18 protein-coding genes are annotated in these 24,055 nt (G+C 66.1%); 10 read left to right on the forward strand and 8 right to left on the reverse strand.

Annotated elements, in window-relative coordinates; all coding sequences use genetic code 11:
- Positions 1-33: 33 nt before the first annotated feature.
- From LZ586_RS10710 to LZ586_RS10735, 6 genes are all read right to left on the reverse strand, one after another.
- On the reverse strand, positions 34-3,942 hold the full coding sequence (locus LZ586_RS10710) for an ATP-binding protein (RefSeq protein ID WP_235076288.1): 3,909 nt from the start codon (positions 3,940-3,942) through the stop codon (positions 34-36).
- A 345-nt stretch (positions 3,943-4,287) separates the two neighbouring features.
- Positions 4,288-5,460: a hypothetical protein gene (locus tag LZ586_RS10715; protein WP_235076289.1), complete on the reverse strand. Its 1,173-nt coding sequence runs from the start codon at positions 5,458-5,460 to the stop codon at positions 4,288-4,290.
- Between the two features lie 19 nt (positions 5,461-5,479).
- Positions 5,480-6,562 (reverse strand): trypsin-like serine peptidase, encoded by a 1,083-nt coding sequence (locus LZ586_RS10720; protein ID WP_235076290.1) that lies wholly within the window; start codon positions 6,560-6,562, stop codon positions 5,480-5,482.
- Positions 6,562-8,841, reverse strand: a complete 2,280-nt coding sequence (locus tag LZ586_RS10725) for a S8 family serine peptidase (RefSeq protein WP_235076291.1) — start codon at positions 8,839-8,841, stop codon at positions 6,562-6,564. The genes LZ586_RS10720 and LZ586_RS10725 overlap by 1 nt, the downstream gene beginning before the upstream one ends.
- A 627-nt stretch (positions 8,842-9,468) precedes the next feature.
- Positions 9,469-10,392, reverse strand: coding sequence for a HEPN domain-containing protein (locus LZ586_RS10730; RefSeq protein ID WP_235076292.1), 924 nt, complete (start codon positions 10,390-10,392; stop codon positions 9,469-9,471).
- Between the two features lie 49 nt (positions 10,393-10,441).
- Positions 10,442-10,684 carry a sigma factor-like helix-turn-helix DNA-binding protein gene (locus LZ586_RS10735; protein ID WP_235076293.1) on the reverse strand — a complete coding sequence of 81 codons (243 nt, stop codon included), beginning with the start codon at positions 10,682-10,684 and terminating at the stop codon, positions 10,442-10,444.
- 405 nt (positions 10,685-11,089) lie between these two features.
- On the opposite strand from LZ586_RS10735, the gene LZ586_RS10740 reads away from it, so the two are divergent.
- The 6 genes from LZ586_RS10740 (at position 11,090) to LZ586_RS18150 (ending at position 15,787) form a co-directional block, all read left to right on the forward strand.
- Positions 11,090-11,629, forward strand: a complete 540-nt coding sequence (locus LZ586_RS10740; protein WP_235076294.1) for an RNA polymerase sigma factor — start codon at positions 11,090-11,092, stop codon at positions 11,627-11,629.
- Complete coding sequence (locus LZ586_RS10745) at positions 11,626-12,705, forward strand: FecR family protein (RefSeq protein WP_235076295.1); 1,080 nt, start codon at positions 11,626-11,628, stop codon at positions 12,703-12,705. The genes LZ586_RS10740 and LZ586_RS10745 overlap by 4 nt, the downstream gene beginning before the upstream one ends.
- A 323-nt stretch (positions 12,706-13,028) precedes the next feature.
- Complete coding sequence (locus LZ586_RS18145) at positions 13,029-13,154, forward strand: hypothetical protein (protein ID WP_261346000.1); 126 nt, start codon at positions 13,029-13,031, stop codon at positions 13,152-13,154.
- Positions 13,155-13,212: 58 nt separating this feature from the next.
- The gene (locus LZ586_RS10750; protein ID WP_235076296.1) at positions 13,213-13,863 is read left to right on the forward strand and encodes a lasso peptide biosynthesis B2 protein; all 651 of its coding nucleotides are present in this window, start codon (positions 13,213-13,215) and stop codon (positions 13,861-13,863) included.
- Between the two features lie 95 nt (positions 13,864-13,958).
- Positions 13,959-15,641, forward strand: a complete 1,683-nt coding sequence (locus LZ586_RS10755; RefSeq protein WP_235076297.1) for an asparagine synthase-related protein — start codon at positions 13,959-13,961, stop codon at positions 15,639-15,641.
- A 20-nt stretch (positions 15,642-15,661) separates the two neighbouring features.
- On the forward strand, positions 15,662-15,787 hold the full coding sequence (locus LZ586_RS18150) for a hypothetical protein (protein ID WP_261346001.1): 126 nt from the start codon (positions 15,662-15,664) through the stop codon (positions 15,785-15,787).
- A 241-nt stretch (positions 15,788-16,028) separates the two neighbouring features.
- Here LZ586_RS18150 and LZ586_RS10760 read toward each other — a convergent pair whose 3' ends face one another.
- Both LZ586_RS10760 and LZ586_RS10765 read right to left on the reverse strand, forming a co-directional pair.
- Positions 16,029-18,143 (reverse strand): Atxe2 family lasso peptide isopeptidase, encoded by a 2,115-nt coding sequence (locus tag LZ586_RS10760; RefSeq protein WP_235076298.1) that lies wholly within the window; start codon positions 18,141-18,143, stop codon positions 16,029-16,031.
- Positions 18,137-20,734 carry a TonB-dependent receptor gene (locus LZ586_RS10765; RefSeq protein WP_235076299.1) on the reverse strand — a complete coding sequence of 866 codons (2,598 nt, stop codon included), beginning with the start codon at positions 20,732-20,734 and terminating at the stop codon, positions 18,137-18,139. The genes LZ586_RS10760 and LZ586_RS10765 overlap by 7 nt, the downstream gene beginning before the upstream one ends.
- Before the next feature lie 256 nt (positions 20,735-20,990).
- On the opposite strand from LZ586_RS10765, the gene LZ586_RS10770 reads away from it, so the two are divergent.
- The 4 genes from LZ586_RS10770 to LZ586_RS10785 all read left to right on the forward strand — a co-directional run bounded on the left by LZ586_RS10770 (position 20,991) and on the right by LZ586_RS10785 (position 24,052).
- The gene (locus tag LZ586_RS10770) at positions 20,991-21,722 is read left to right on the forward strand and encodes an ImuA family protein (RefSeq protein WP_235076300.1); all 732 of its coding nucleotides are present in this window, start codon (positions 20,991-20,993) and stop codon (positions 21,720-21,722) included.
- Positions 21,643-23,187 (forward strand): Y-family DNA polymerase, encoded by a 1,545-nt coding sequence (locus LZ586_RS10775; protein ID WP_235076301.1) that lies wholly within the window; start codon positions 21,643-21,645, stop codon positions 23,185-23,187. The genes LZ586_RS10770 and LZ586_RS10775 overlap by 80 nt, the downstream gene beginning before the upstream one ends.
- A 224-nt stretch (positions 23,188-23,411) precedes the next feature.
- Positions 23,412-23,624, forward strand: a complete 213-nt coding sequence (locus LZ586_RS10780) for a hypothetical protein (protein ID WP_235076302.1) — start codon at positions 23,412-23,414, stop codon at positions 23,622-23,624.
- A gap of 53 nt (positions 23,625-23,677) precedes the next feature.
- Entirely contained in the window at positions 23,678-24,052 is a 375-nt protein-coding gene (locus LZ586_RS10785; protein ID WP_235076303.1) for a hypothetical protein, read from the forward strand.
- Positions 24,053-24,055 lie beyond the last annotated feature (3 nt).

Below are 24,055 nucleotides of genomic sequence, written 5' to 3' on the forward strand. Positions count from 1 at the left end.
CAGTCGTCATCGACGATCCTACGAAATCTATCCTCAATCGTAGAGCACCCCCAGCACCTGACGCGCGGAAATCATTAGCGGGGCGCCTTGTTCGCCTTCGACCGCTTCTGTCGCGATCACGATCGATGCGCCGAGACCGCCGATCGTCTCGAACTGACGGAGGTGGGCGAGTTTTCCGGGGAGGCGTGCGCCGACGCGTTTGAACAGACTGGTGCCGTCATCGAGCGTGACCGCAACCAGCTGACCTTCATAGCCGTCGAGGTCCGTCGCCGTCAGCTCGGCACCACCCAGGATCGTCTGGCCGGGTAGTACCAGGGGAACCGCACTTTCCTCGCGGACACGATAGGCGATATCGATTCGGGCGAGCTCGGGCACCGTTTCGACCGCCGTCGCTTCCCCGCCGCCGACCGGCGGCGGCACCGCGGTGAAGATCGCACCGACGATGCGATGCAGCCGAACCTTGCTCTCGTCAAAGGTCATTGTCGGCCGCCGGTGGCGCGGATCAGGCATCTGAGCCGACAGCGAGACACCGAGCGCACCGGGCGATTTGGCCATGCGGCGGGCCAGAACCTGTTCGCGATACAGCGCGATCACCAAGTTCTGGTCGCGACCGGGATAGGGCTCGGCCTCAACGATAGCGACTGCGCCAGCCGGGATGGCGAAGCCCAGGCTTTCGCCGCGAATGTAGTAGAGCGCCTTACCGTCGAACCAGTCGCCGGCGATCTGCTCGGTGGCAACGTCCTGCGAGCCGCCCGTGGGCGCCGTGCCGACGAATGCTGCGATGTCAGGACAGATTGGTACGGCGAGCACTGGCCTATCTATTGGGCGCAATGTCACGACGTTGTCGTTGGCGGTATCCGCGGGCGCGAGCGGCTCGCGCCAACGGTGCAGGCGGAACTGCTCATGAACCTTCTCAATCGACCCACGCAGTCGGACGAAATCGGTGTCGACATGCTTCACGTCGATGTAGGTGAGCGAGGCCTTGTCGTGATGCGAGGTGTTGAGCACTCGGCGCGGCGCTGCACCTTCGGCGAGCGCTGGATCGTCCACGAACCGTTTAAGAACAGGATTAGTAAATAGCTCGCCGCTGCCGTTTGTAATCAGCCCCCGCAGTCGATCGACCAATGGGAACAGTGTCAGCGCCCGCGTCGCCGTGGCGTGGGCGGGCTCCACCAGATCGTCGAACAGGTCGCCGAGCCGTGCTTCGAGGAACACGCGCACGTCGGATGCGTAAGTCTGCGCCTCTGATGCGCCGTCTTCCGCCGCCAGAAAATCCTGCCGTCGTCGATCGACTTCCTCGATCGCGGGCGACAGGCCGAGCGTCGGCCGCACGGTGTTCACCGGATGCACCGAAAAATGCTCGACGCGGTCGCCGGAACGACACTCGGCGACGAGCGACCGGGCGAACCGTCGGTCGTGTGTGGTAACCAGCAACTGCGCGCCGGCTGTCGCGACGCCTGCCAAGCCATGTGCGAGCCGCTGTCGGTTGTCGTGATCGAGCAGTTCCTGCGGGTCGTCTAGCACCAATAATGCAAGCCCGCCGCGCGTTGCCAGCACATGCTCGCGAAAGGCGAGGAAGAAGCCGAACAGCGCGCCGCGAAGCGCCGAGGCATTGGAAATGTGCTGGGCCGGCGCAGTGACGCCATCGCGGCCGACGGTCAACTCCAGGACGCCACGCGCGTTCATGCCGGTGCCGGTTAGGTCCGGCGCAAACACCGTCGCGTTCCGGTAGATTGACGTACGCCAATGCTCCGATCGATCATGAAGCGTCCGACGCAATGCATCGACCTGTGTCTGTGCAAGGTTGCCTAGCGGAACGAGCAGATCGAGCGCCGTTGCGGCTCGCCCGCAGGCGGCGATCCGCGTTGCTTTCGCGACGTGGTTGCCCCGTGCCGTCTCCATGCGCCGGGTCTGTTCGATCGCGGCATTCAGCGGTGCCGCACCATCCACGATCCCGCGCAGCGTCGAAAGGCGGGCGCCAATTGCTCGCTCAGCATTGGCGGCTCCGTCCTCGCCGCGTCTGACGGCTTGAACGAAGCTGTTGATCGCCCCACCATTCGCCGCGCGCCATTCCGCGAAAGCAAGCGCGCGCACGGTGCGGTCGATCATCTGCTGGAGCCGCGTGGCACCGGTCGCCAGCGCGGCAGGCAGAGGGCGGGCGGCGGGTTCGTTGAAGGCGGGAAGGTCCGCGATCCGCTCGTCGATAAGCTTGACTGCGTCCGGCTGCAGAGCAACGAGAACGCCGCGGAAGGGTTCGGTCGAGAACAGTTCGTCCGCCAGACCTGCACGCAGCAATACGGCTGGCCTAGCCGGCAGATCGCCGCGTGCCTCTTTGCCGATCGCAGGCGGCAGTTCCTGGATCAGATGCCCGCACCAGTGTGCCGACCATTCCGCGATCGTGCGCGCGATCACTTCGCGGTCGCGTGCGGCATCGGCGAGGTGATCTGAAACGGGGTTGCCGGATACCGGATCGCACGCGCCGTGAAGCTGGTGGATACAGAGAGGACAGGTGCCATCGTCGATGTGCGCATGGTCATGCATCCACGCGGAGACCTTGGCATAGAGCTGGGCACGGCGGGCGCGATCGGGATCGCTCGCCAGCTGAGCGATGGTGGCAGCCTCAGCCTCCACCCGCGCCAGCAGGGCTATGACTGCGGCGACATCATCAGTATTCGCCGAGAGCGTTGACAGTCGAACGATCGACGACAGCTCGCCCGCAGTCTTCAGCCGTTCGATTGCAGGCACGATGCTTGCTTCAAGGTCATCGCGCGACTGCTTGTTCTCGGGATCGAATCCGTCGCCCAGCACATCCTGCGCATCCTTGAGCGCCGCCGCCTTTAGATCGACGAAATGCGTGCCGATCGCGGCAATCTGCTCTCTGGCTTGCGCATCGGTCACCGCAGGCGCATCGCCCTCGAATGCGATCGCCGCTGTCTCGGCGATGACGGCGGCGAGATCGTCGACGGCCTGCTGATACTGGACGGCGATTCCGTCGCGCTGGGATTCGAGCTCCGGCGTCGCTGTCTTCATGATCCGCACCGCCATTTTTTCGGCGTGCTTCGCGAGATCGACGAGGTCTGCAAGTCCGGTCAGGCGCGCGACGGCTTCACCAAGTTGCGATGCCGAACCAACTGCCAGGAATGGCAATAGCGCGGGCATCGTCGTGGCTATTCGCCAGGCGATCGGGTCGACGCCGACAGCGTCGAGGTCGGGTGGTGTCTCGTTGAGCTTGCCGCGCGCTGACCGGTTCTGGCGGCGCCGGAGCGGGGGCAGCGGCGTGCCGTCGGCATCGGCGAAGGTCACCTCAACCCAGCTGTCCGCCGGGATGGATTGCCCGTCGGCGGGCAAATCACTCGACCTCAGGGGCATCGGCGAAATGGCCGACATCGGATGGGTGCTGACACTGCCATCGTCGCGCATGATCTCGCACGCGAAATCCAGAGGCCCCTCCTCGGGCGCTCGCTGCGAGCGGATCAGATGGCCAGTGAGACACCAGACCAGCGCGTTGGCGATCGAGGTCTTGCCGGACCCATTGACGCCCTCGAACAACGTGATCGGCTTGCCGGGCTCGAACACGAACGAGGCGGGTGGCTCGGTTGCGCGGCCATAGGCATGCAGTCCGGCAAAACGGTGCGCTTCAACGCGAACCAGCCGCAGCAGCCGAGCTGCCGAGGCAGTTGCAACATGGGCGGCGGCCGCAGTGACGGGAGGTGGCGTGCCAATCGTGTCAATGACCGCCTCGGTATCCCCCGCTGACAGATTGCCCTGCCATTTACCCCGATTGCGGCGATACCAGTCGAGCACTGCACGGGCGTCATCCGACGCCAATGTCAGTTGCTCACCACCGCCAAGCGCCACGGCTCGGCCGCCAACAAGGTCGGCGAGCAAGGCTTCGGTCGTCAACAGATGAATATCGCGCGGTGCGCCGGTATCGTCGGCCATGATGTCCCCTTAGCCCCGGGACATTCTCGCTGCTAAAAGGATCGTCGTCCAGATCACGACGTAAAAATCAGCGCCCCAAGCCTAATACTGAAAGATCAAAATTGGTGGTAAGCTGCCCATCCCCCCCAACGATGATCTATTGTCCGCTTTAGGGCAGGCCCGCGGCGACGCTGAATGACGAAGATCAGGGCGCTACGTAGCCGTTCATTCGAAATCTTATCCCAATGACGAAGCAGACTCTAGGGCAGCTCCCAACGATCATTCGCGGGATCGAGGTCAATCTCGCTGGTTGACCATTGGCAGGCGGCGAACCTGCCAGCGTGCTATTGCCGCAGGACGGCCGCGTCAGCCTTCCTTTTCGCCGATGATCTGCTTGATCGCGTCGTCGATCTTCTTACGCGTCTCGTCGCTGCCGGCCTGGTCGATCAACGTCTCGAGCGCGGCCGCGGCATCGGCGTAGGTCGAGATGAGCTGGGCCAGCTCCTCGGCGGTGAGCTCGCCGGCACCAAGCTTCGATAATTTGTCGATCGCTTCCTTGAGCTTCTTTCCGGCTTCGTCAGGATGTTTGTTGGCTTCGGTGTCATAGGCGGCGGCGGTGGTCAGCAGCTTCGCGGCGTCGGCCGAGACCGCTTGCCATAGTTGCGCATGGCAAGCGCGAAAGCCAGGCTGGTCGAATGCGTCAAGAGACGCGTCGAGCTTCAGCCCTTTGCACGCCGAGAGCGTACTCAAGTCGGCACCACGCAACTTGTCGCCAAAGCCCTCATGGCCGGCATCGAGCGCGTTGGCTGCGAGCATCCGCCGCTCGGCCATTGCCCCGGCGAGAAAGGCACTATTGTCGTTGACCGCATCCTTTAATCGCTTGATATTCTCGGGATTGCCGAGGAATTCACGCAGCGCCGCGGCGCGTCTGGCATCGTCGACCGGCTTGAGGATGATCGTCGCGAGCCCCTCGAACACGCCCTTCAGCGCCTTGACGCCGGCGATCACGCCAGCAACGGTGAACGCCTCGGGTGCGCCGATCGGGTAGGCAGCGGCGCGGTAAGCGGCGACGCCGGCCGGTGCGAATTCCGCGGCGCAGCGCGCTTCTTCCTTGGCTTCGGTTTCGAGCGCGACCGTGATCGCATAGGACTTGCCGAGCGCTACGAGCAACTCGCCGACCTTTTCGGACGGGGCCGCCGCAGTGTTCTTGAGCGCCTCCGCGACCGCGGCGAGGTACCGTGACTGCTGGCTCTGACCTTCGATCGCGACGCGCGGCTTGCAGGTGAAATCCTTGAGCGGCTGGAGCTCGAAGCGGCCTTGCTCGCCCTGCGCGGCAAACAGGATGCGGCTGGCGACGGCGTGGCGTAGATAGGCGCCGCGCCGGTCGGTCGGATACCGCGTCACTTCGTCGTTGACGACAGTACCGAGCTTGGCGGTCTGGGCACCGAAGGCATCGATCGGCTTTACATAGGAGATCCGCGGCGCGCAGGCGGTGGTGCCGAGCAGCGCAAGAACGAGAAAGCGGATGGACGGTCGCATGCGTGAGTTCCTCGTGTTGCTATGGTATGATCTGCGCGAGTTCCTGCTGGATCGTGCCGGCGCCGAGCGCGCAGTTTCCGGCCGACACGCCGATGCCCTGGAAGTGCAGCGCGACCACATGCTGGCTCGCGGCATCGAGGATCGGCGATCCACTTGAGCCGCTTTCGGCTTCACAGCGGTGAAGCTGGTTGCCGGGACGGCAGCCAAAGGACTGGTCGACGTTCGCGAGCTTGCATTTCTGCGGATCGCGCGAGATCGCCTTCTGGTTAGGCTTGCTATATTGCCAGACCGTGATCAGCTGCACCGGATGGCCGATGCTCGGCCCGGCAGCGAGCGGCAGAATCGCTTGCGCATAGGCAGCCGCCGATGGCGCACGGGCGAGTTCGAGGACGGCGAGATCGCGCGGATAGATGCCGCTGACCGGCACGCCGGAGGCGACATGAACGACTCGTGCCCGGATAGTCTCGACGACATCAGCGAGGTTGCCGCGGAATTCGCCGAAATGGACCCGGACTTCGCCATAGGCCGCTTTGGGATTGAAGCCGGCTGGCAGGCAGTGGCGGTTAGTGAGCACGCGGGTCGCGGCGATCCGCACTCCGCTGCACGACAGGCTCTCGCTCGCGGCGTGCGACCATTGCACCAGCACCACCGCGCCGGCCCTCGCGATGATCGCGGCATTGGCGGGATCGGCGCGGAATGCCGCGTCGAAAAGCTCGAGCTTGCCGCCTTGCGAATACAGATCCTGGACGCCATCGTCGGACACCATCGATTCCCAGACGATCGGCTCTATGATGCCTTCACGGCGCAGCGTCACCGGCCCGGCGCGCGGCACCGAGACTTCGATCGTGTGGTCGTAGACGCGGTAGGTCTCGATATTGGCAGGGGTGACGACGGTCGTAGCGCCCTCGGCGATGATCTCGAGCCGCCAGTCCTCGGCAGGCAAAGGCGGCAGGCGCAACCGCGCCGTGCCGATGAAGGGCGCCTCGAACCCGCTGTCGATGGCGATCATCTTGACCTTGACTTCGCCGGCCTGCTGCCCGGCCAATGAGAGTGGCGTCGCCAGAAGTAGCGCGCCCACGGCAAGGGCGGTTACGCGTAGCATCAATGTTCCTGGCGGTTCAGCGGGTTGAAGACGAGATCGCGGCCGATCAGGTCGATCGGTCGCGGCGTGTCGTCGCTGCCGAGTTCGGCGAGACACGCTCCAGCCATGCTCTCGAGGTTGGCAGTACCGAGCGCCGGGCGGCACCGGCCCGGCACGCCGTCTAGGTCGAGCAGGACGTCGCGTTCGATCGTCGCGAAGGGCCGCTTCGAAGCGAGCTTGTCGGCCTGATAGACCAGGATATAGCGATTATGGCCGCCATCATTGCCGCTCCAGCGCAGGCGCAGCAGCTTCTTGACCGCGACGCAGCGCGTTACGCCCTCGCCATCGGCTTCGGGCACTTCGTCTCCTTCGAGATAATAATAGAGCACGCCCTGGCTCGCATCCTGCTCGGAGACGTCGCATTGGCTTGACTTGGCACGGCCGCGGATCCTGAGCGGCGCCGACGGGCTCGCCGCGTCGGTGCGCTCGTCGCCGGTGGCGCCATAGGCAAGCGCCTCGCCCTGCTTCAGCGCATTGACCGCCAGCGCGCGGCTCGCATTGACCTGTCCGAAGCGGATCCTGCCGCCGAAGTTGCGCGTGAGGTCGGCGCTGGCCTGGATGGTCGTCACGATATCATAGGCGTTGCGCGGATCGGTCCAGCTGCCGCGCATCCGCAGCGCGAGTGCCGCGACCGCCGGCGCCGCGACCGAAGTGCCGCTGGCAAAGGCGAGGCCGGGGCGCTCGCCGCGGGCGAGGACGGGCACGTCCTCGCCCGCGGCGGCGAGCATGATCGTGCGCGGCGTCAGATCATATTTGCGGCCGCTCGACGGGCTAGCCTCTATCAGCGCCCCGGCATTGTCGACCGCCGCGACGGTGAGCACCCAGCCGAGCGATCCGAGGCAACTCGGCCAATAATAGCAGGTGAAATTGTCGGTGGTGTCGATCGTGTCTGCGGTCGCGCCATGGTCGTTTTGTTCGGGCGCGGCCGCGACGATCACCGCGCCAGCCTGCATGGTCGTGTTGATCTTGGCGGCATAGGCGCCGACGATCGGCTTGCCAGGCGTGCTGCCCGGCTGCGCCGGAGGCGGCTCTTGCTGATAGGACGCGACGAATACCGGCGTCCCGCCGGGAAAATTGATATTGGGCGGCTGCAGCATCCGCACGGCGCCGATATTAACAGGCCCGAACTCGAACAGCGGTGCGATCTCGACGGCGCTGGCGCCGGTGTCGACGCGGGTCGCCTGGCCGGTGATAACGCTGGCGACCGCGAAGCTATGGCTGAACGGTCCGCCAGGCGCCGGCTCGCGCCAGTCGGCGCAGGCCAATTGCCAGCCGGGCGCGTCGGCGAGCATCGGATGCAAGGCGAGCGCATGTCCCTCGCCCTCCCAGTCATTCTGGCGCATGCGCGAGGTCGATACCCAATTGGCGATGGTGTTGCCTGCCTCGCCGTCGAGCACCGCGAGCATGTTGCGCGGGAGCGCAATCCGCGTGGCGCCCGCTGGCCAGGCAATGGCCGTACGGACCGCCGCGGCCGCCGATGCGATTCGCGCTGCTGGACATCCCGCCGGGGTCTCCTGCGCGGCGCCGAACAGCGAGCGCAGCGCCACCGGCGGCGCAACAAGCGTGCCGATCGCGCCCCGGACCGGCACCACCGTCGCGCGCGCAAGCGTGCCGCGCACCGCCGGAGCCCGCACCTCGGGCACGTCGAGCGACAATTGGATGGTGCGTCGGCGCACCACCAGCCGGCGTGTGCCGCTTGCTTCGCCGCCGCTATCCTCGGGCGCGATCATGTCGATGACGCAGCTGCCGCTTTCGCGATTGTTCCAGCGCAGGCCGTGGCACACGCTCTCGACCTGCTCGGGAGCGAGTGCCGCATCGTGCGCGGCGTTCGACGGCACGCTGACTTCGCCGACCGTGTCGAACACGTCCCAGCGCACCTTGGGCAGATAATGGCGGTCTTTGCCCGGCGCACGCAGCAATGCGGGGATTCGTTCGATCTGCGGCGTATTCGCGGGCCAGCCGCCGCTGGCGACGATCTTGTCCCAGAAATAGCATCCGCGAAGCACGATCTTGAGTTCGGATTGCGGTCCGCAAACCGCGCGCACCTGCTCGATATTGTCGGTGGTATTGGTGGGGTCGAGAATAAGGTCAGGATGTTCCCTGACCAGCCGCGTGAGCGCCTGCGCGGCGAGCTCGGGCGCGTTGTTGCCGCTGAACTCCACGGTCACGACTTCGGCGCGGGGGCTTTCAGGCGCCAGCAGCGCTGCACTACTCCATAGAAGAATATATCCTGCGCGCACACCTGACCTGACATCTATTCATCGGGGGGACGCAACGCGTACATGACCAAAGCCGCACAATGATACAAAGTTAGCACATCTTCGTGCCGGAGTCTCAAGTATTGTAAGGAATGAGAACAATGTGTTCCTAGCCTCGGCACGAGCCGCGCCTTGTTCCCGCGGATACCGCGGATGGAACGGTGATCTCCGCTATTCCGCTACGCGACGATGGAGCCCGTGCAAGACGCCGGCCCGGGCGGATGATCGGAGGCAAATGCGCATCTTCCGCATCATGACATTCGATGGCGACGTTCGCCACGAGGCCCAAAGCTGTCCGTTAGAAAAGTCGGGACTGCCCCACCTGCGGCCGTTCTTGGGGGCGCGGCGAGCGCGAACGAACGGCGGATTTCAGGTTCGTTGTTCGGCGAGTTGAACGTCTTCAATTGGGGCGCGTAGCTGCCGTTTCGACAATCATGAACAAGCGTCCGCTTACTTCATCTGACCGCCCGAAAGCGGACCGGCGGCTATCCACCCAAATCACGCCAATCAACGTCTGCCGAACGAACGGCGGCCTTTGAGATCAGCGAGCGGCGAGCTGAACGACCGACTTTGGGCGCAAAGTCGCTGGCACCATTTCGGTAGTTGTTCTCAAGCGGCCGCGCTCCGCGCAAGCGCGGCGATGTGCTCCTCGCAGATGACCTGGACGGTGCGCCCAAGCTCTTCTACCCGCCCGCTGAGCCAAGTCAGCTCCTCTTCGCTGATACGATAGTGCTTCGAGTAACGCGCCTTCACATAGGCCTCCTTGAGCTTCTCGAAGCGTCCGCGGTCAGCGCGTGTATCGCGCGGCCATGCGTCGATCAGGCGTAGGTCGATGCGCTCCGCCTGCGTCCGGAGAAAGCCGAGATTGTGTACGTGCGGCGTGTAGAACGTGCAGACCAGCAGCACACAGTGGTAGAGGCGCTCGACTGTCTGATGGAGATCGAAGGCAGCATCCTTCCTGAAGCCCTTAGAGATGTCAAAGCGAGCGATTTCAAAGCGCTTCATCGCCGCGGGGAACCACTCGGCGAAATACTCCTGTGCCATCGCCAGCGCCTGCTGCGGCGTCTTTGGCATGGGCTCATGCAGCTCGGTATTGTCGCTCTCGTAGAGCGCGATGCCGTCGCGAACGACATCCATGAAGAAGTAGCGGCCGTGCGCGAGACCATCGTTCACCTCGTGCAGGGTGTGGACAATGAAGTTGACCGGCGTGCGCAGTGTCCTGATGACTGACAGCTCGCGGTTCAGCCGATCCTCGGCCGTGGACCAGAAGGCCGCGCGGTCGGTGAGCTTCTCGTGATTGACGATGACGAGCAGGTCGAAGTCGGACTGATAGCCCTTTGCGGTATGTGGCTCGTCGACCCAGCCGCCACGCGCATAACTGCCATAGAGGATGACCTTGAGGATGCGCGCCTGCCGCTTCCAGTCGACCGTGGCGGTCGCGGTCGCGTCGCGGAATTCCTCGAACAGGATCTGCACCACGCGCTCGAGCTCGCGCTGCTTGGCCGCTGGCAGATGATCGAGATCGGTACGCATCGGAGAATCCTAGAGCGCCGGGACGGCGATGCAACCGCCGGAAGGCGGATCAAGCGCCATTTCCGAGCGGTCCAGCATCAGCGCCGTCATCGGAAAGGTGGCGGGCAAGCAGGACGAGCGCACTGGCGAGCAGCCGCTCGACCTCGTTCAGGTCGATGCCGAGCCGCACGGCCACCGCGGCATAGTCCTGCCCGTCAATGGCATGGAGCACGAACACCTGCTGCTCGGCCTCGGGCAGCGCGGCGACTGCGGCTGCCATGCGTGCAACCAGCCTGGCATCAACTTCGGTCATATCATCGCTCCTTTCAGGCGGCCTAGGGGACCGTTGGCTACGCCCAGCGGGCGCGCCACGAGCGGGGACCCGCACCGAAGGGCGAAGCGCAGCGGAGCACCCGGCCTTGCCGGGTTGCGGGGCACCGCGGCGCGCCCGACAAGCGGAGCTCAGGTCCTGGCCGGCTGGGAGCGGGTGAGCCGGGCAATGCAGGTGTTGCGCATGCCAGTGAAGTGACGCAGACTCGGGTCGCAGCGCGGTTTCGAGCCGGCAGCCCGCTGCGGACAGACCGCCAGGCATCAAACGCTTCCGGCCATTTCGGTCGGCGGTAAATCTCCGAGGCACCGCCGGCACGAGACAGGTTCTCGTGCGATTGCTTTTCCCTGCCCGCGCGCTGCGCGGCGGCAGCTGCACGCGGTAAGGCGGATGCGGCGGCCGGATGACGAACCTGGCCAGTCGCCCGGAGGGGGCGGCAGCGACCAGGCACGCTTCGACGTGCTCTACCGCGAGCAGGCACCCCGCCTGCGGCGCTGGCTCGACGCGCGCGTACGATCCAGGGAGGAAGCCAACGACCTGGTGCAGGATGCCTTTGCGCGGCTGCTCGGCTCGGGCGCTCGCGACGGCCTGCGCCAGCCCGAGGCGTTCCTCAACCGGATCGTGCGCAACCTGCTCATCGACCGATCACGCCGCGTCTCGAACCGCATATCGCATGTGCCGATCGACCCATTGAACGAGCCCTCGGCTCGCGCCACCCAGGCGGACGACATCGAGCTTGAGCAGATGCGCGGGCGCTACCGGGCGGCGGTCTACGCGCTGCCGCCGCGGACGCGCGAGGTGTTCCTGCTGCACCGAGTGGCGGGTATCGGCTACAAGGAGATCGCGACTCAGCTCGGCATCGGCATCCGCACCGTCGAATGGCATGTCGGCGAAGCGCTGCTGAGGATCGGCAAGGACCTGGGGCAATGAACATCGCCGACCGGCATACGGAGGAAGGGGGCGAGGCGCTCGCGCGCGAGGCCGCGCATTGGTTCGCGCGCATGCGCGGGCCCGACGCCGACGCCAGCCGCGCGGCGTTCGAAGCATGGCTGGCGCGAGGCCCCGAGCACCGGGCGGCCTACAACCGCGCTTCCGAGATTTTCGCAATGGGAAAGCTGCTCGCGGAGCCGAAGCCGTCCGTTCCCGTGCCCGCACCGGCACGGCGACACAGAGTGTTCGCGGTCTCGCTGGTGACCTTGGCTGCCTGCGCAGTTGGCATCGGCGGTTGGGTCGCGTCGCATCCTTCGCCACCTGCCCCGGACCCGCGCCAAGTCCTAGCCGTAACTACCAACCATCGCACCATCTCGACCAAGGCTGGCGAAGCGCGCGTGTTGCGCCTCGCCGACGGCTCGACCGTGCGTCTAGGCGGTGGGAGCGTCCTCGATGTCGATATCGGCAGCCGCCGACGCCGCCTGAGTCTGCTTCGTGGGCAGGCACGGTTCGAGGTCGCGCACGAGCAGCGTCCCTTCATCGTATTCGCCGGCGGCGGCAGCGTCACGGCCCGCGGCACGATCTTCGAGGTCGCGATGACGCGCTCGGGCTTGGTCGACGTGCGGCTGCTCCAAGGGGCGGTCGACGTGGCGCTGCCTCCCAAGCCCGCTTCGCCGCAGCCGCCGATGCGCAAGCTGGTAGCAGGGCAACGTGTCGCTTTCGTGGTGCAGGCTGACGGCTCGACAACGCCTGCTGGATCCACCGGCGTGAAAGCTGCGCCGCCCGCCGCCCCGCGTGAGTTCGAGGCGACACCGGTCGCCGAGCTGGTCAAGCTGGCGAACCGCGGGGCCGCGCGTCCCATCCGGCTGGCCGACCCATCGCTCGGAGCGCGGCGCGTGTCCGGCTTGTTCCGGCTCGACGACACCGAGCTGCTTGCCCGCCGGCTCCGAGCGCTGTTCGGAGCGCACATGGATACCAGCGATCCCCGCGAGATCGTGCTGATGTCTACAGGCGGCCAGGCGCCGGCTTTCGGCCAGGGGGGCGGTCGTCACCCTGAACCTGAAGGCGGAAGGTAACCGGCAAGCGCCCAGCGAGCACCGAGTAAGACATAGTTGATATCGCCGCGCCGGTTGAAACGCCGCAGGATATTTACAATATAGCCGCCGGCACCAGAGATGTCTCATCGATCAGTCCAGGCCGGGTGGCCATCACTATGTCCAGGCGTCACGCTAAAGGTGGTGGCGCATGTCCAAGCATGCTTTTCCCGCCCGGCTTCGATGCGCAGCAATACTGCTCTGAAAACAATCGGATTATAACCCGATTATAACCTACTCATAAGCGTGAAGCCCGCTACATTAGGCTGGTCATGGCCATGACGTTCTCTCAATGGAGGAATGCCATGAAACGCGAATATCAGGATACCATCGAACTAGGCGTCGTCAGCACCGACACCAAGGGCGTCACGCCCGGGACTGCCGACCTCGACTTCGGCCGTCAGATCAAGAGCGGCCTCAGCGACGACTGATGAGACCTGGCGCGCGTCCCAAACGGGCGCGCGCCTTTTCTCGTGCGGAGATCCATCGATGTCGATCGTCCTTCGTTCCGGACTCTCCTGGTGCACCCCTGCCGGCCAAACGGTGTTCCTCGACCTGACACGCGATCGCTACTTTTGCCTTTCGGAGACGCCCGACGCGCTATTCCGGCGCTGGGCCGCGGGCGAAGCGCTCGCCCCGCCCGAACAAGCTATGCTCGTCGCGAATGGAGTGGCGGAGATGGGGGAAGGTGATCCGCCAGCTCCTGCCGAGCATGTTCCCGCGACCCGAGACCATGCCGTTTCCAACGGCAGCCGCAGATCCGTGCCTGAGGTGACGGCCGCGATCATCGGGCAACTAGGTGCGCGGCGCTGGCTTAGGCGCCTACCTCTCTCCACGGTCGTAGCGCGTCTCGCGCAAACTCCCGGCGTCGAAGTCGGCGCACGGGACGAGACTTGTCTTCGCAAGATCGCCGGCGCTTTCGTCGCGAGCGCGATGGTGGTGCGGGCCGCCGATCAATGCCTGCCGCGAGCAATCGCGGCGCAGCGTCTGTGTCGCCGCCAAGGACAGGATGCAGCGTTGATCTTCGGTGTGCGTCTCGACCCGTTTGCCGCGCATAGCTGGGTGCAGGCGGGAGACGCCGTGGTGGTGGGAGACCTCGAGCAGGTTCGACTCTACACCCCGATCCTGGTGGTCCGATGAGACCGCGCTACCTCATTCTTGTAGGGCACGAGCCGAACCTCGCTGCCCGTGCGGAGCACATTGCCCGCGCGACCGAGTTGCGGATCGCACGCTGCATGCCGCCCGTCGCCGTGCTGGTGAACGAGACCTGCGGCTGCCTCGATATCGATGCAGACGGCCTGGTGATAGGCACGCTGTTCCATCGGCACGGGCCTCCGCGTGCAATCATCACGTTTGGTGCCACCGAACGCAGCGCATTGGCACGCGAAGGAAGCGGCGCGCTCCTCGCATCTTATTGGGGCGGCTATGTGAGCGTCCGGTTGCGCGGTGACGCGGTCGAGATCCTGCGCGATCCCTCGGCTGCGCTACCCTGCTACCGGGCCGCGGCCGGTGGCATCGCGAAGTTCGCTTCGGACGCCGAACTCCTGTGGGCCGGGGATGGGGAGCCTGCGGAGATTGCATGGGATGCGCTGGGTCGCGCGCTCTATTCCAATGGCCTTCCCACTACCGAAACCGCACTTGCCGGCATAGGCACGCTGCTCGCCGGAACGGCTGTCATTCTTGAAGGTGGATTCGAGCGCATGGTGTCGGCCTGGTCCCCCTGGGATTTCGTCGCGCCGCGCGAGGACGAAGAGGCCGACGCGGAGGGGGAGCGTTTGCGGCGCGTCATCGAGCATTGCACTGCCGCGTGGTCGTCGCTGTACCAGCGCCCGGTTCTCAGCGTATCTGGCGGGCTGGATTCGTCCGTCGTCGCGGCCTCGCTGGCGCTGGCCGGCAGAAAAGCGTCGTGCGTCACGATGTACACCGAGGATCCGGCGGGGGACGAGCGGTGCTTCGCGCGGCTGCTTTGCGAAGCGCTCGGCCTGCCGCTTTCGGAGTATCGATACGAACTCGGCGCAGTCGATCTCGCGCGCGCGCTCGGGGTGCGCCTTCCACGCCCCGCTGCCCGCGCCGAGGCGCAACCCTTTGAGGCCGCGCACCGCACGATCGCGGCGCAGGTCGGCGCCGACGCATTCTTCACGGGAAACGGCGGCGACAACGTCTTTGGCTATTCCCAATCCGCTGCGGCGCTCGCGGACCGGGCGTTGCACGAGGGACCGGGCGCGGGTGCCTTTGAAACGCTAAGAGACATTTGTCGCCAGACCGGCGCCGGGCCGTTGCGCGTAACGCGCGCCGCCGTGCGCATCGCGCGCCAGCCGCCCGGCTATCGCTGGGGTCCGAGCCCGACGTTCCTCCATCCCGACCTGATAGCCTCGATGCGCGACCTGGTATTGGCACATGCATGGCTCGAGGCACCGCCATGGTCGCTCCCCGGCAAGGCAGCGCATATCGCCGGGCTGCTGCGCGCCCATCTCACGCTTGAGTCCGACCGCAGCCGCATTGCGCCGCTGATCAATCCGTTGCTTTCCCAGCCGATCATCGAGACCTGCCTGTCGATTCCAAGCTGGCGATGGCGAGCGGGCGGGCGCGATCGCGCCGCGGTGCGGACCGCGTTCGCCGACAGGCTCCCGAAGGCGATCGTCGACCGCAAGGTCAAGGGAACCCCGGATCCGTTTTGCGGGGAGATCGTCCGGCGCAAGCGGCAGGAGCTGCGCGAACGCCTGCTGGATGGACGACTCACCCACCACCGAATTCTCGATCCGGGCGCGATCGAGGAGGCTCTTCGACCCGGGCGTGTGACGACCGGCGAGGAGAATGTGCGCCTGCTCGAGCTGGTCAATGTCGAGGCCTGGTGCACCGCCTGGTCATCGCCGTGGCGTGGCGGCGAGTCCGCCGCAGGCTCGGGCGCAACCGAATGATGCTCAAGAGGAGAACCGAAATGCGTACCGAAGACATGACTGTGATCGAGCTTGGAACGGCAAGCGTTGCGACGCGCGGCAGCGTGATGGGTATCGCCGACGGCGAATCGGGCAAGATGCTGCGATCCGGCCTGCGCGACGACTGAAACGACGCGAGCGGGTGCCAAGGCACCCGCTCGCCATACGTCGGGTTGCGAACGGCGCGCCACCGCACGCCCCGTCAAGACCGGAGAAGATCGATGCGTTGCAAAGACGGTAAGGTGACCGAGCTCGGGACGATCAGCACCAGCACGCGCGGATCCGCTGTCGGCATTGCAGAAAATGAAAGCGGCAGAATGCCTGGACCTGGGCGCAGTGGCGACTGATGCGGTTTGCGGTCTGAGGCGCTCAAGGCGCGGCGGGCGCTGGAGCAGAAGCTTTTAGAGTGACAGATAGCGCTTGGCGCATCGCCTCCCATCGCCCGACTTCGCCGGGGCGATCGGCCGCCTTCATGCCGTTTAGCCAATAGTCGAACCAATCGATCGAGCGGGCATATACCGCGAGGCGATGCGCAGGCTGCCACTTCACGTGATGCTCGCCTGGAAAAACATAGAGGTCGATCGGGCGGCCCAGCTCACGAAGCGCCGTAAAGCTCTGGAGGGAGCTCCAATGCTCATCGTCCGCCACCTGCGCCAGGATCGGCGCATGGATATCCCTGGCATTTGGCGAAATGGCGATCTGGCGCCAGAGTGCCCTCGCTGACTCGCTGTCGTCGATAGTCTTGGGATAGCCCATGAAATAGAAATGCTGCGCCGCACCGGGACCGACCCGCACCGGCAGGCCGGTGTCCCAGCAGCAGCTGCTCATTGCGAATGCGGAAAACAATTTGCTGTGGAGCAGCGCGAAGCCCGCAGTGGAGGCACCATCGCTCAGGCCGGTGATGCCGATGCGGGCTGGATCCGCGATGCCGCGTTCGATCGCGATGCGCACGGCCGCCTCCAATGACTCGAGCACGCTGCGGCGATCGGCGAAGTCCTTGAGGTTGATCCTGTCGGCCTCGAGGAAGTCTGTCGTGGAACGAAGCCCCACCGAGTCGGGCCTGTCGAAGCTCAGCACGGCGAAGCTGCGGTTGGCGAATGCCTGGATTGGATAGTCGTCCCCAGTCCCGCCCCGCAGAAAGCCGCGCGAAGTATATTGCACGACCACCAGTGGATACCGCTTACCGGGTTCGTACCCCACAGGCAGGACGAGGTCAGCAAAGGACTCGAGACCGAAGCTGTTGCGGGATCGCAGACGCTCGACGCGACCGAGCCGGAGATTTGCAAACTCCGGATTCGGATCGAACATTATTTCCCGGCGGCCGCTCGCAGGATCGAGGCGTTCGAGCCGGCGCGGCTGAAGCGCCCCCTCGCGAAGGCAGGTAAGCGCCTCTCCGGTCGGCACGCACCCGAGGAACAGGTCGTCGGTAACGTAGAGGCGCGATGGGCTGCGTGCACCGGGCTTCCACTCGTAGATGGCGGTAGCGCTGTTTCCCCACCCTTCCCGTCGCATGAAACGAACCTTGCCGCCCGCCCACCAGGGGTAGCTCGCATCCGCGCATTCCGGCGCATTGCAAAGCTCCGTTCGGCCGCCCGCCGTGACGCCAAGCCGTCCTCGTGATGCATAGAGCGTCCTGGCTGGCGGCTGCACCCAAGCCCTTGCTCCCGAAGTCGTTGCCGCCTCGGTCCAGCTGCCCTCCCGCATAGACGATTTGTCGAGCAGCGCGGCCTCGTCGGGCGTGGCTGCGCGCGTCGTCATGCTTGCCAGGTCGAGGGCCCAGGTTGCCCAGTCGATGGGTCCGGGCGGGAACGGCCGGTTGCTCGAGGCCGGGGAGAAGCGGCCGTCGTATCGGAACCCCGAGAGCCCTTCCTGGTCGATGTCGGCAAGCGCGGTGCGCAGCCCGGGCCTGGTTGCGTAAATGATGCGCCGCCCATCGGCGCTGATCCGGAAATCGTCGATGTCGTCGTCGCTGCTGGTGATGGCCTTGCTCGCGCTGCCGTCCGCCTGGGCCCGCCAGAGCTGGACGGCTCCCCGGTCGCGGCGGCGATAGACGATGAAGCTGCCATCGGGAGACCATCGCGGCGTGATCGGATCGGCAACACCGGCCGGGAAATTGGCCATGCCGCGGAAATCCAGGGTCGGCCGGATGAAGTCGCCGCCTCGGTCGACCACGACCGCCTCACCGCCCGGTCGAAGGACAACCACCACCATCGCGAGGCAATAGCCATTGGCGGCGGGATCGCCGCGCCGCAGTTGGAAGGCTGCATGCGTGCCATCCGGCGACACCGAAAATAGCCCGGCATACTGCTGGGTGGGGTCCGCTGGCCCAATGTCGCGCAGCTGCACCAGGTCCGTCGGGGTCAGGGGGCGACGGGCTTGGGGCGCCGCAGTGGTTGCGGGCAAGAGGGCGGCGCAGTCGGGAGCTGCCCAGGCCGCCGCAGGCACGATAAGCAGCGTGGCGGCGATTGCGATCCGGATCACCATTGCTTGGTCACCGAGAAGCTGACGAACCGGCCGATCGGCGATTGGTTGGTCGAGTCAAAGGGAATGGACGAGGGGTCCGAATTCCGGATCGGGTCGGGCTCCTCGTTTAGCAGGTTCTGCAGGTTCAGCCGAAGCTCGAGGTTGCTCAGCATGCCGTGCCCGCCAGTCGGGCGGAAAGCCCCGCTCAGATCCAGCGTCGTGAAGCCACCGATCCGGGCCGTCGTGGGAAGGCGGTTGTCGAGCGTGCCCTCGGCATAATTGAGCGCTGCCGAGAGTTGCACCGCCGAGGTCGCCCAGCTCGCCGAGCCGCGGGCGCGAAACTTGGGCGGCGTGAAAATCAGGCCGGACCTGCGTTCGTAGGGGAGGTCGGCGGCCGGCTGTCGCGCGGCGTCGAGATAGCTGGCCGACCCGGAAAGCTGGAGGCGGCTATCCGCTCCGAGGTCTGCGCTATAGTCGATGCCGAGGTCGACGCCGCGGATATGTTCGCGCGCCGTGTTGCGCAGGCTGGAATCGACAATGGCCGCGACCTGCGCCGGGTCGTACGGTTGTCCACTTTGGTTATCCAGACCGAGCGCCGCCGTCGCAATCATCGCCTCCAGCTGGCTCGCGCTGGGAGAATGCAGCACGAAGTCTGAGGCCACGGGGTTGGTCAGCGCGGAAAGTATGTCGCTGATCGGCGAGGCGATCCGGCCGCGATAGTCGATGTCGAAATAGCTCGCCTCGATGCGGAGCCCGTCGACGAAGCTGGGCTTGTACTCGATCGAAAGAGTCGAGCTGGTCGCACGCTCGGAGCGAAGGTCGGGATTGCCGCCGCCGACCAGCAGCACGGTCGATCCTGCAGGAAGGGGTGGAGCGGGTTGCGGCTCGAACAGGTCGGCGCTGAGCAGGACGGCTTCCCGGGTCTGGTTGACCTGTTGCAGCGTCGGGATCTTGAACGATCGGCCCCAGCTATACTTGAGGATGATGTCGGGATGCGGCGCATAGACCAAGCCAAGCTTGGGCGTCGCGACCGCGTCGATTCCGGCATAGCTCTCGTAGCGGACGGCGGCGCTCAAGCGCAGCACCTCGACCAGCGGCATGCGATTGGGAGCGCCGACCAGGGGCACCGACAGCTCACCATAACCGAACACGCTTTCCCGCCGCTCCACCGCGTCGCGAGTGACCCGCGTGACACCGCCGCTCGTCGAGCGGACATTGAAGGCAAGCCGGAAGCGCCGGTAGCCGCCGCCTAAGGCAAGGCGCGCATCGCCGCCGGGCAGGCGGAGGAGCGGGCCTTCGGCGCTTGCCTCGAAGTTGGTGAGGTAATCGTCATAGGCCGAGCGACCGATCATCACCGCTCCGTTCGTGTAGCGCTTGGCGGTGCTGACGGTGGAGCTCTCTCCATGAGTGGCCTCGACTGTCGCCTCCCAGCCGCTGCCGGGGCGCAGATGAAGCGAGGGCGTGACAGCGTAGGAGCGCACCACGGGCAGGCTCAGCTGTCCGAAGTAGGTGACGGGCGCGGTCACCGAGAAGGCGTTAGCCTTGCGCGAGCGGCGGTCGGCAAGCTGCGCGTCCAGCTCCAACGAGGCCCAGCTGGCGAGGTCCTGATGGCCGGCGAGCACACCGCTCACCTGCCGGCTCCCGGTGGCGATCATCTGCGTAGGGTGGAGGCTGCGCGAATAGGACCGCTCGTCGGCGTATATGGGCGTCGCCTTGCTGTAGTCGAGCGCGGCCATGAAGCCGCCGCCGGCCCAGCGCGCGCCCCCGACCCCTGAATATTGCTGCTGGACGTTGCCGCCTTCAGTGGAGGCGCCGACGCGGGCGCCGGTCTGGAGGCCGTCATAGTCGCGGCGAAGGATGACGTTGGCGACGCCGCCGACGGCGTCCGAGCCGTAAAGCGCGGATGCTCCGTCGGTGATCACCTCGATGCGCTCCAGGGCTGCCAAGGGGATGGTGGAGATGTCGACGCCCTGATTGACGGCGTCGTAAGGAAGGCGGTGACCATTGATGAGCGTCAACGTTGCGTCCGAGCCCAACCCCCTGAGGTTGAGCGTCGTCGAGTTATTGATGTTATTGTATCCGCCCTGGTCACCGCCCCCCGCGACCCCGGGGTTTTGCCCTCCGGTGTAATTCTGCGGGATGATCCGCGAAACGCTTGCAAGGTCCGGAACGCCTTGCTCCTCCAGCCCCCGCCGCGTCATCACGATGACCGGCGAGGGGCTGGCGGCACCGCGAATGCGCGTGCCGGTTACGGTGATCGCCGCTTCCTCGGCGCTGTCCTGCGGTGTTCGGGGGCGCACCCGTATGAACAGAGCCCCAGCCTGCTCCTCGACGACCAGGCCGCTGTCACCGATAGCGAGGCGTACTGCCTGCTCGACCGTAAAGCTGCCCCGGACGGCGGGCGACCGCCTGCCGCGCACATCCTCGTCCGCGAACAGGATCTCGCGGCGACCCGCGCGGGCGATCTCGCGCAGCGTCGTCGCAAGCCCCTGCGCAGGCAGATCGAAGGTCACGGTGGCTTCCTGCGCGTGGGCGGGCGAGACGACCATGCCTGCAGCGGATGCAGTCGCAGCCAGCAGCGCTGCACAAAGTGCCTTTCTCGAGATCGTCATTCTTTCCCTCCCATCGCCCGTTGCTCGGGCGTTGAGGGGTTGACGCGGCACATCGCGGACTACGGGGCCGCACGCGAAAATATTTTTCGAAGGCACCGCCAGCAGGCCGCCCACGGCGATCCCGCTCCCACGGGAGATGCTGCAACGGCCTGGACTTCCTCGACTCACCCGCCGCCAGCCGGCCGCCTGCTTGACGACCACAAGTAACTCGGAACAAACAAGGAACGAATCACGTCACTCCGAGTCTTGAAACCCCATGAGGCAGCCCGCTGTCATTGCCGACCTGCGTTCCCGCATCGCCGCCATCGAAGGCGTCGGACGGACTCGCGAAGCCGCGCCCTTCGGCGTCCCGGCGATCGACCGGCACTTGCCCGGAGGCGGCCTCGTGGCGGGCGCGCTTCACGAAGTCACCGGCAGCCCCGAGCTTTGCGACGACGCGGCAGCAACGATCTTCCTCGCCGGCATCCTCGCCCGGGTCGAGGGGCCGGTCTTCTGGTGCCTGAGATGGCGCGACCTGTTCGCGCCGGCGCTGGACCTGGCCGGACTGCACCCCGACCGGGTTATCCATGTCGAGGCAGGCAGCGACACCAACGTATTGCTGGCGATGGAGGAGTGCCTGCGCCATCCCGGCCTTGCCGGGGTCGTCGGCGAGGTCGCCAGGCTTTCGACCACCGCCTCCAAGCGGCTCCAGCTCGCGGCCGAAAGCTCGGGGAGCACCGCCTTCGTGTTCCGCCGCGCAGCGCCTATCGATGGGCAGGGCGAGGGCACCGCCGCCGTCACGCGCTGGCGGGTCCTCGCCGCGCCCAGCATTCCCCTGGGCATTCCCAGCCTCGGCCGGCCGCGCTGGGAAGTGCAGCTCGAGCGCGTCCGCGGTGGCGAGCCGAAATCCTGGATCGTGGAGGCCTGCGATGCGCAGGGTCGTCTCGCTCTACCTGCCCAATTGGTCGACCGACCGGCTGCGGCGGAAGAGCGGCGCCTCGCGAGCTGAGGACCTCCCAGCTCCCGACGAGCCGCTCGTCACCGCACTGCCGGACCATGGCCGCAGGATCCTCGCCGCGGTGGATGCGCCGGCGCGCGCGCTCGGGCTGCATCCCGGCATGACCGTCACCAAAGCGCGGAGCCTCGCGCCCGGGCTGACCGTGATCGATGCCGATCCCGAGGCCGACCTCGCCGCGCTCCGGCGCCTGGCGCTGTGGTGCGGGCGCTACTCGCCCTTCGCCGCCCCCGATCCGCCCAACGGCATCTGGATCGACGTGACCGGCTGCGCGCGATTGTTCGGCAGCGAGCGGGCACTGCTCAAGGATCTGCACCGCCGCGTCGCCGCCGCGGGCTATGCCCTCCAGATCGCCGCCGCCGACACGCCTGGCTGCGCGCATGCGGTCGCGCGTCATGTCCCCGCGGGCCGGCCGGTGACGATCAATCCGGGCGACCAGCGCAAGGCGATGACGCTGCTGCCGATCGCCGCGCTCCGGCTCGAACCGAGCATCGTCGAGAGCCTGCGCAAGCTCGGGTTCGACAGGATCGAACAGCTGATCGAGACGCCGCGCGGCCCGCTGGCGCGCCGGTTCGGCCGCATCCTCCATCAACGGCTCGACCAGGCGCTGGGCTTCGCTCCCGAGGCGATCGAGCCGGTCTTTCCGCAGCACGTGCCGCACTCCCGGCTAGGGCTGGTCGAGCCGATCGCCACCCCCGAAGCTTTCGCCCGGGTGATCGGCGACCTTGTTGCGGATCTCGGTGCCCAGCTCGTCCGGATGGGCCATGGCGCCCGTCGGCTCGATTGCTATTTCCACCGCGTCGACGGGCACGCGCAGGCAATCCGCATCGGCACCGCGGCCCCGAGCCGCGACGTCGCGCACCTGGCCAAGCTGCTGGCCGCCAGGATCGAACAGGTCGAACCGGGCCTCGGCGTCGAGGCGATGACGCTGGTCGCGCCACTGACCGAGGCGCTCGGATCCAGCCAGAGCGATCTCGCCCGGGCCGCCAGATCCGAAGCCGATCTCGGCGGGCTTATCGACGCGCTCGCCAATCGGTTCGGACAGGCCAGCCTGCATCGCGCCGCACCCCAGCCCGGTATGCCTGAACGTTCCGTGGCGGTGGTGCCGCCGCTCACGCACGCGGTGGGCAGGCGCTGGCCCGACGACCTGCCCCGCCCGGCCCGGCTCCTCGACCCACCCCAGGAAATCCAGGTCACCGCGATGCTGCCCGACCATCCGCCGGCGATGTTCGTGTGGCGACGCAAGCGCTACCGCGTAACCCAGGCCGATGGCCCCGAGCGCCTTCACGGCGAATGGTGGCGCGAGGCGGGACACGAGGCGCGCACGCCCTATGCGGTGCGCGACTATTTCCAGGTCGAGGTCGAGGGCGGCGGCCGATACTGGCTGTTCCGCCTCGGCGACGGCGAGCGCATGGCGACTGGCCCGATGCGCTGGTTCATACATGGCGCATTTGCGTGAGAGGAGCATCGCCGCCGATTATCTCGATCGGCGTGGCGCCGCCGGTCGGCCGGAATGCGCCCCGCATCTTACTCTGGGCGCAAGGTTGATCAGCGGTTTATGGCAGGCAGGCTACAAAGCGTGGAACGTAACCTTCTGGATATACGCCTGACCGCATCGCTGATCACCGAACGAACGGCTACAGCGACCGAGAAACTTTACGCTCGCGCCGCGAACGAAGCGCCATGCCGGCAGACCGGATCGTCTCGATCGCCCTGCTCACGCAGCGCGAAGCCGATCGGTTGGCGGGAACGCTCCAGCATTGCTACCCCGTCTCCGACGGGCACAGCTTCGAGCACCTCCTCGCGCAACTGGACCAGATCGAGATCGAGCCGTCGCGAGATAGCGTGGTAATTCGGGTGCCGGCCGGTCCACCGAGTGAGGACGAGCGGGGCTAGGCGTCTCACATGGTTCCCTTTATGTTCTTCTTTTGCGACTCGGAGAACTGGAAATGTCCATCACGCTCACCCCTTCGGCGGACGCCGCCAGCCTGCGTGTAAGCGGGGACATCGAGGCCAAGCTGACCATCCCCGCTGATCCGTCGTTCGAGTTCGGCGGTGAGAGCTACATGCATGCTTATTATATCGCCTTGTCCGATGGCTCGCTGATCAAGGCCGTGCGCCATGACGATCCCAATTGGGAAGTGATCATCGAGGGCGCCGCGACGATCGAGCCCGGTGCCGACGGCGAGACTCTCACCGTGCAATGGGGTATCGAGTGGCTTACGCTCGCGACCAATTGCAACGCCAGCGCGGTCGCGCAGAAGTCGACCCGCAACCTGCCGCTGTTTCATCCGGAACTCGGAAATTTCAGCGCGATCGTCTGATCC

Source organism: Sphingomonas sp. S2-65 (assembly GCF_021513175.1).
Classification (GTDB): Bacteria; Pseudomonadota; Alphaproteobacteria; order Sphingomonadales; family Sphingomonadaceae; genus Sphingomonas.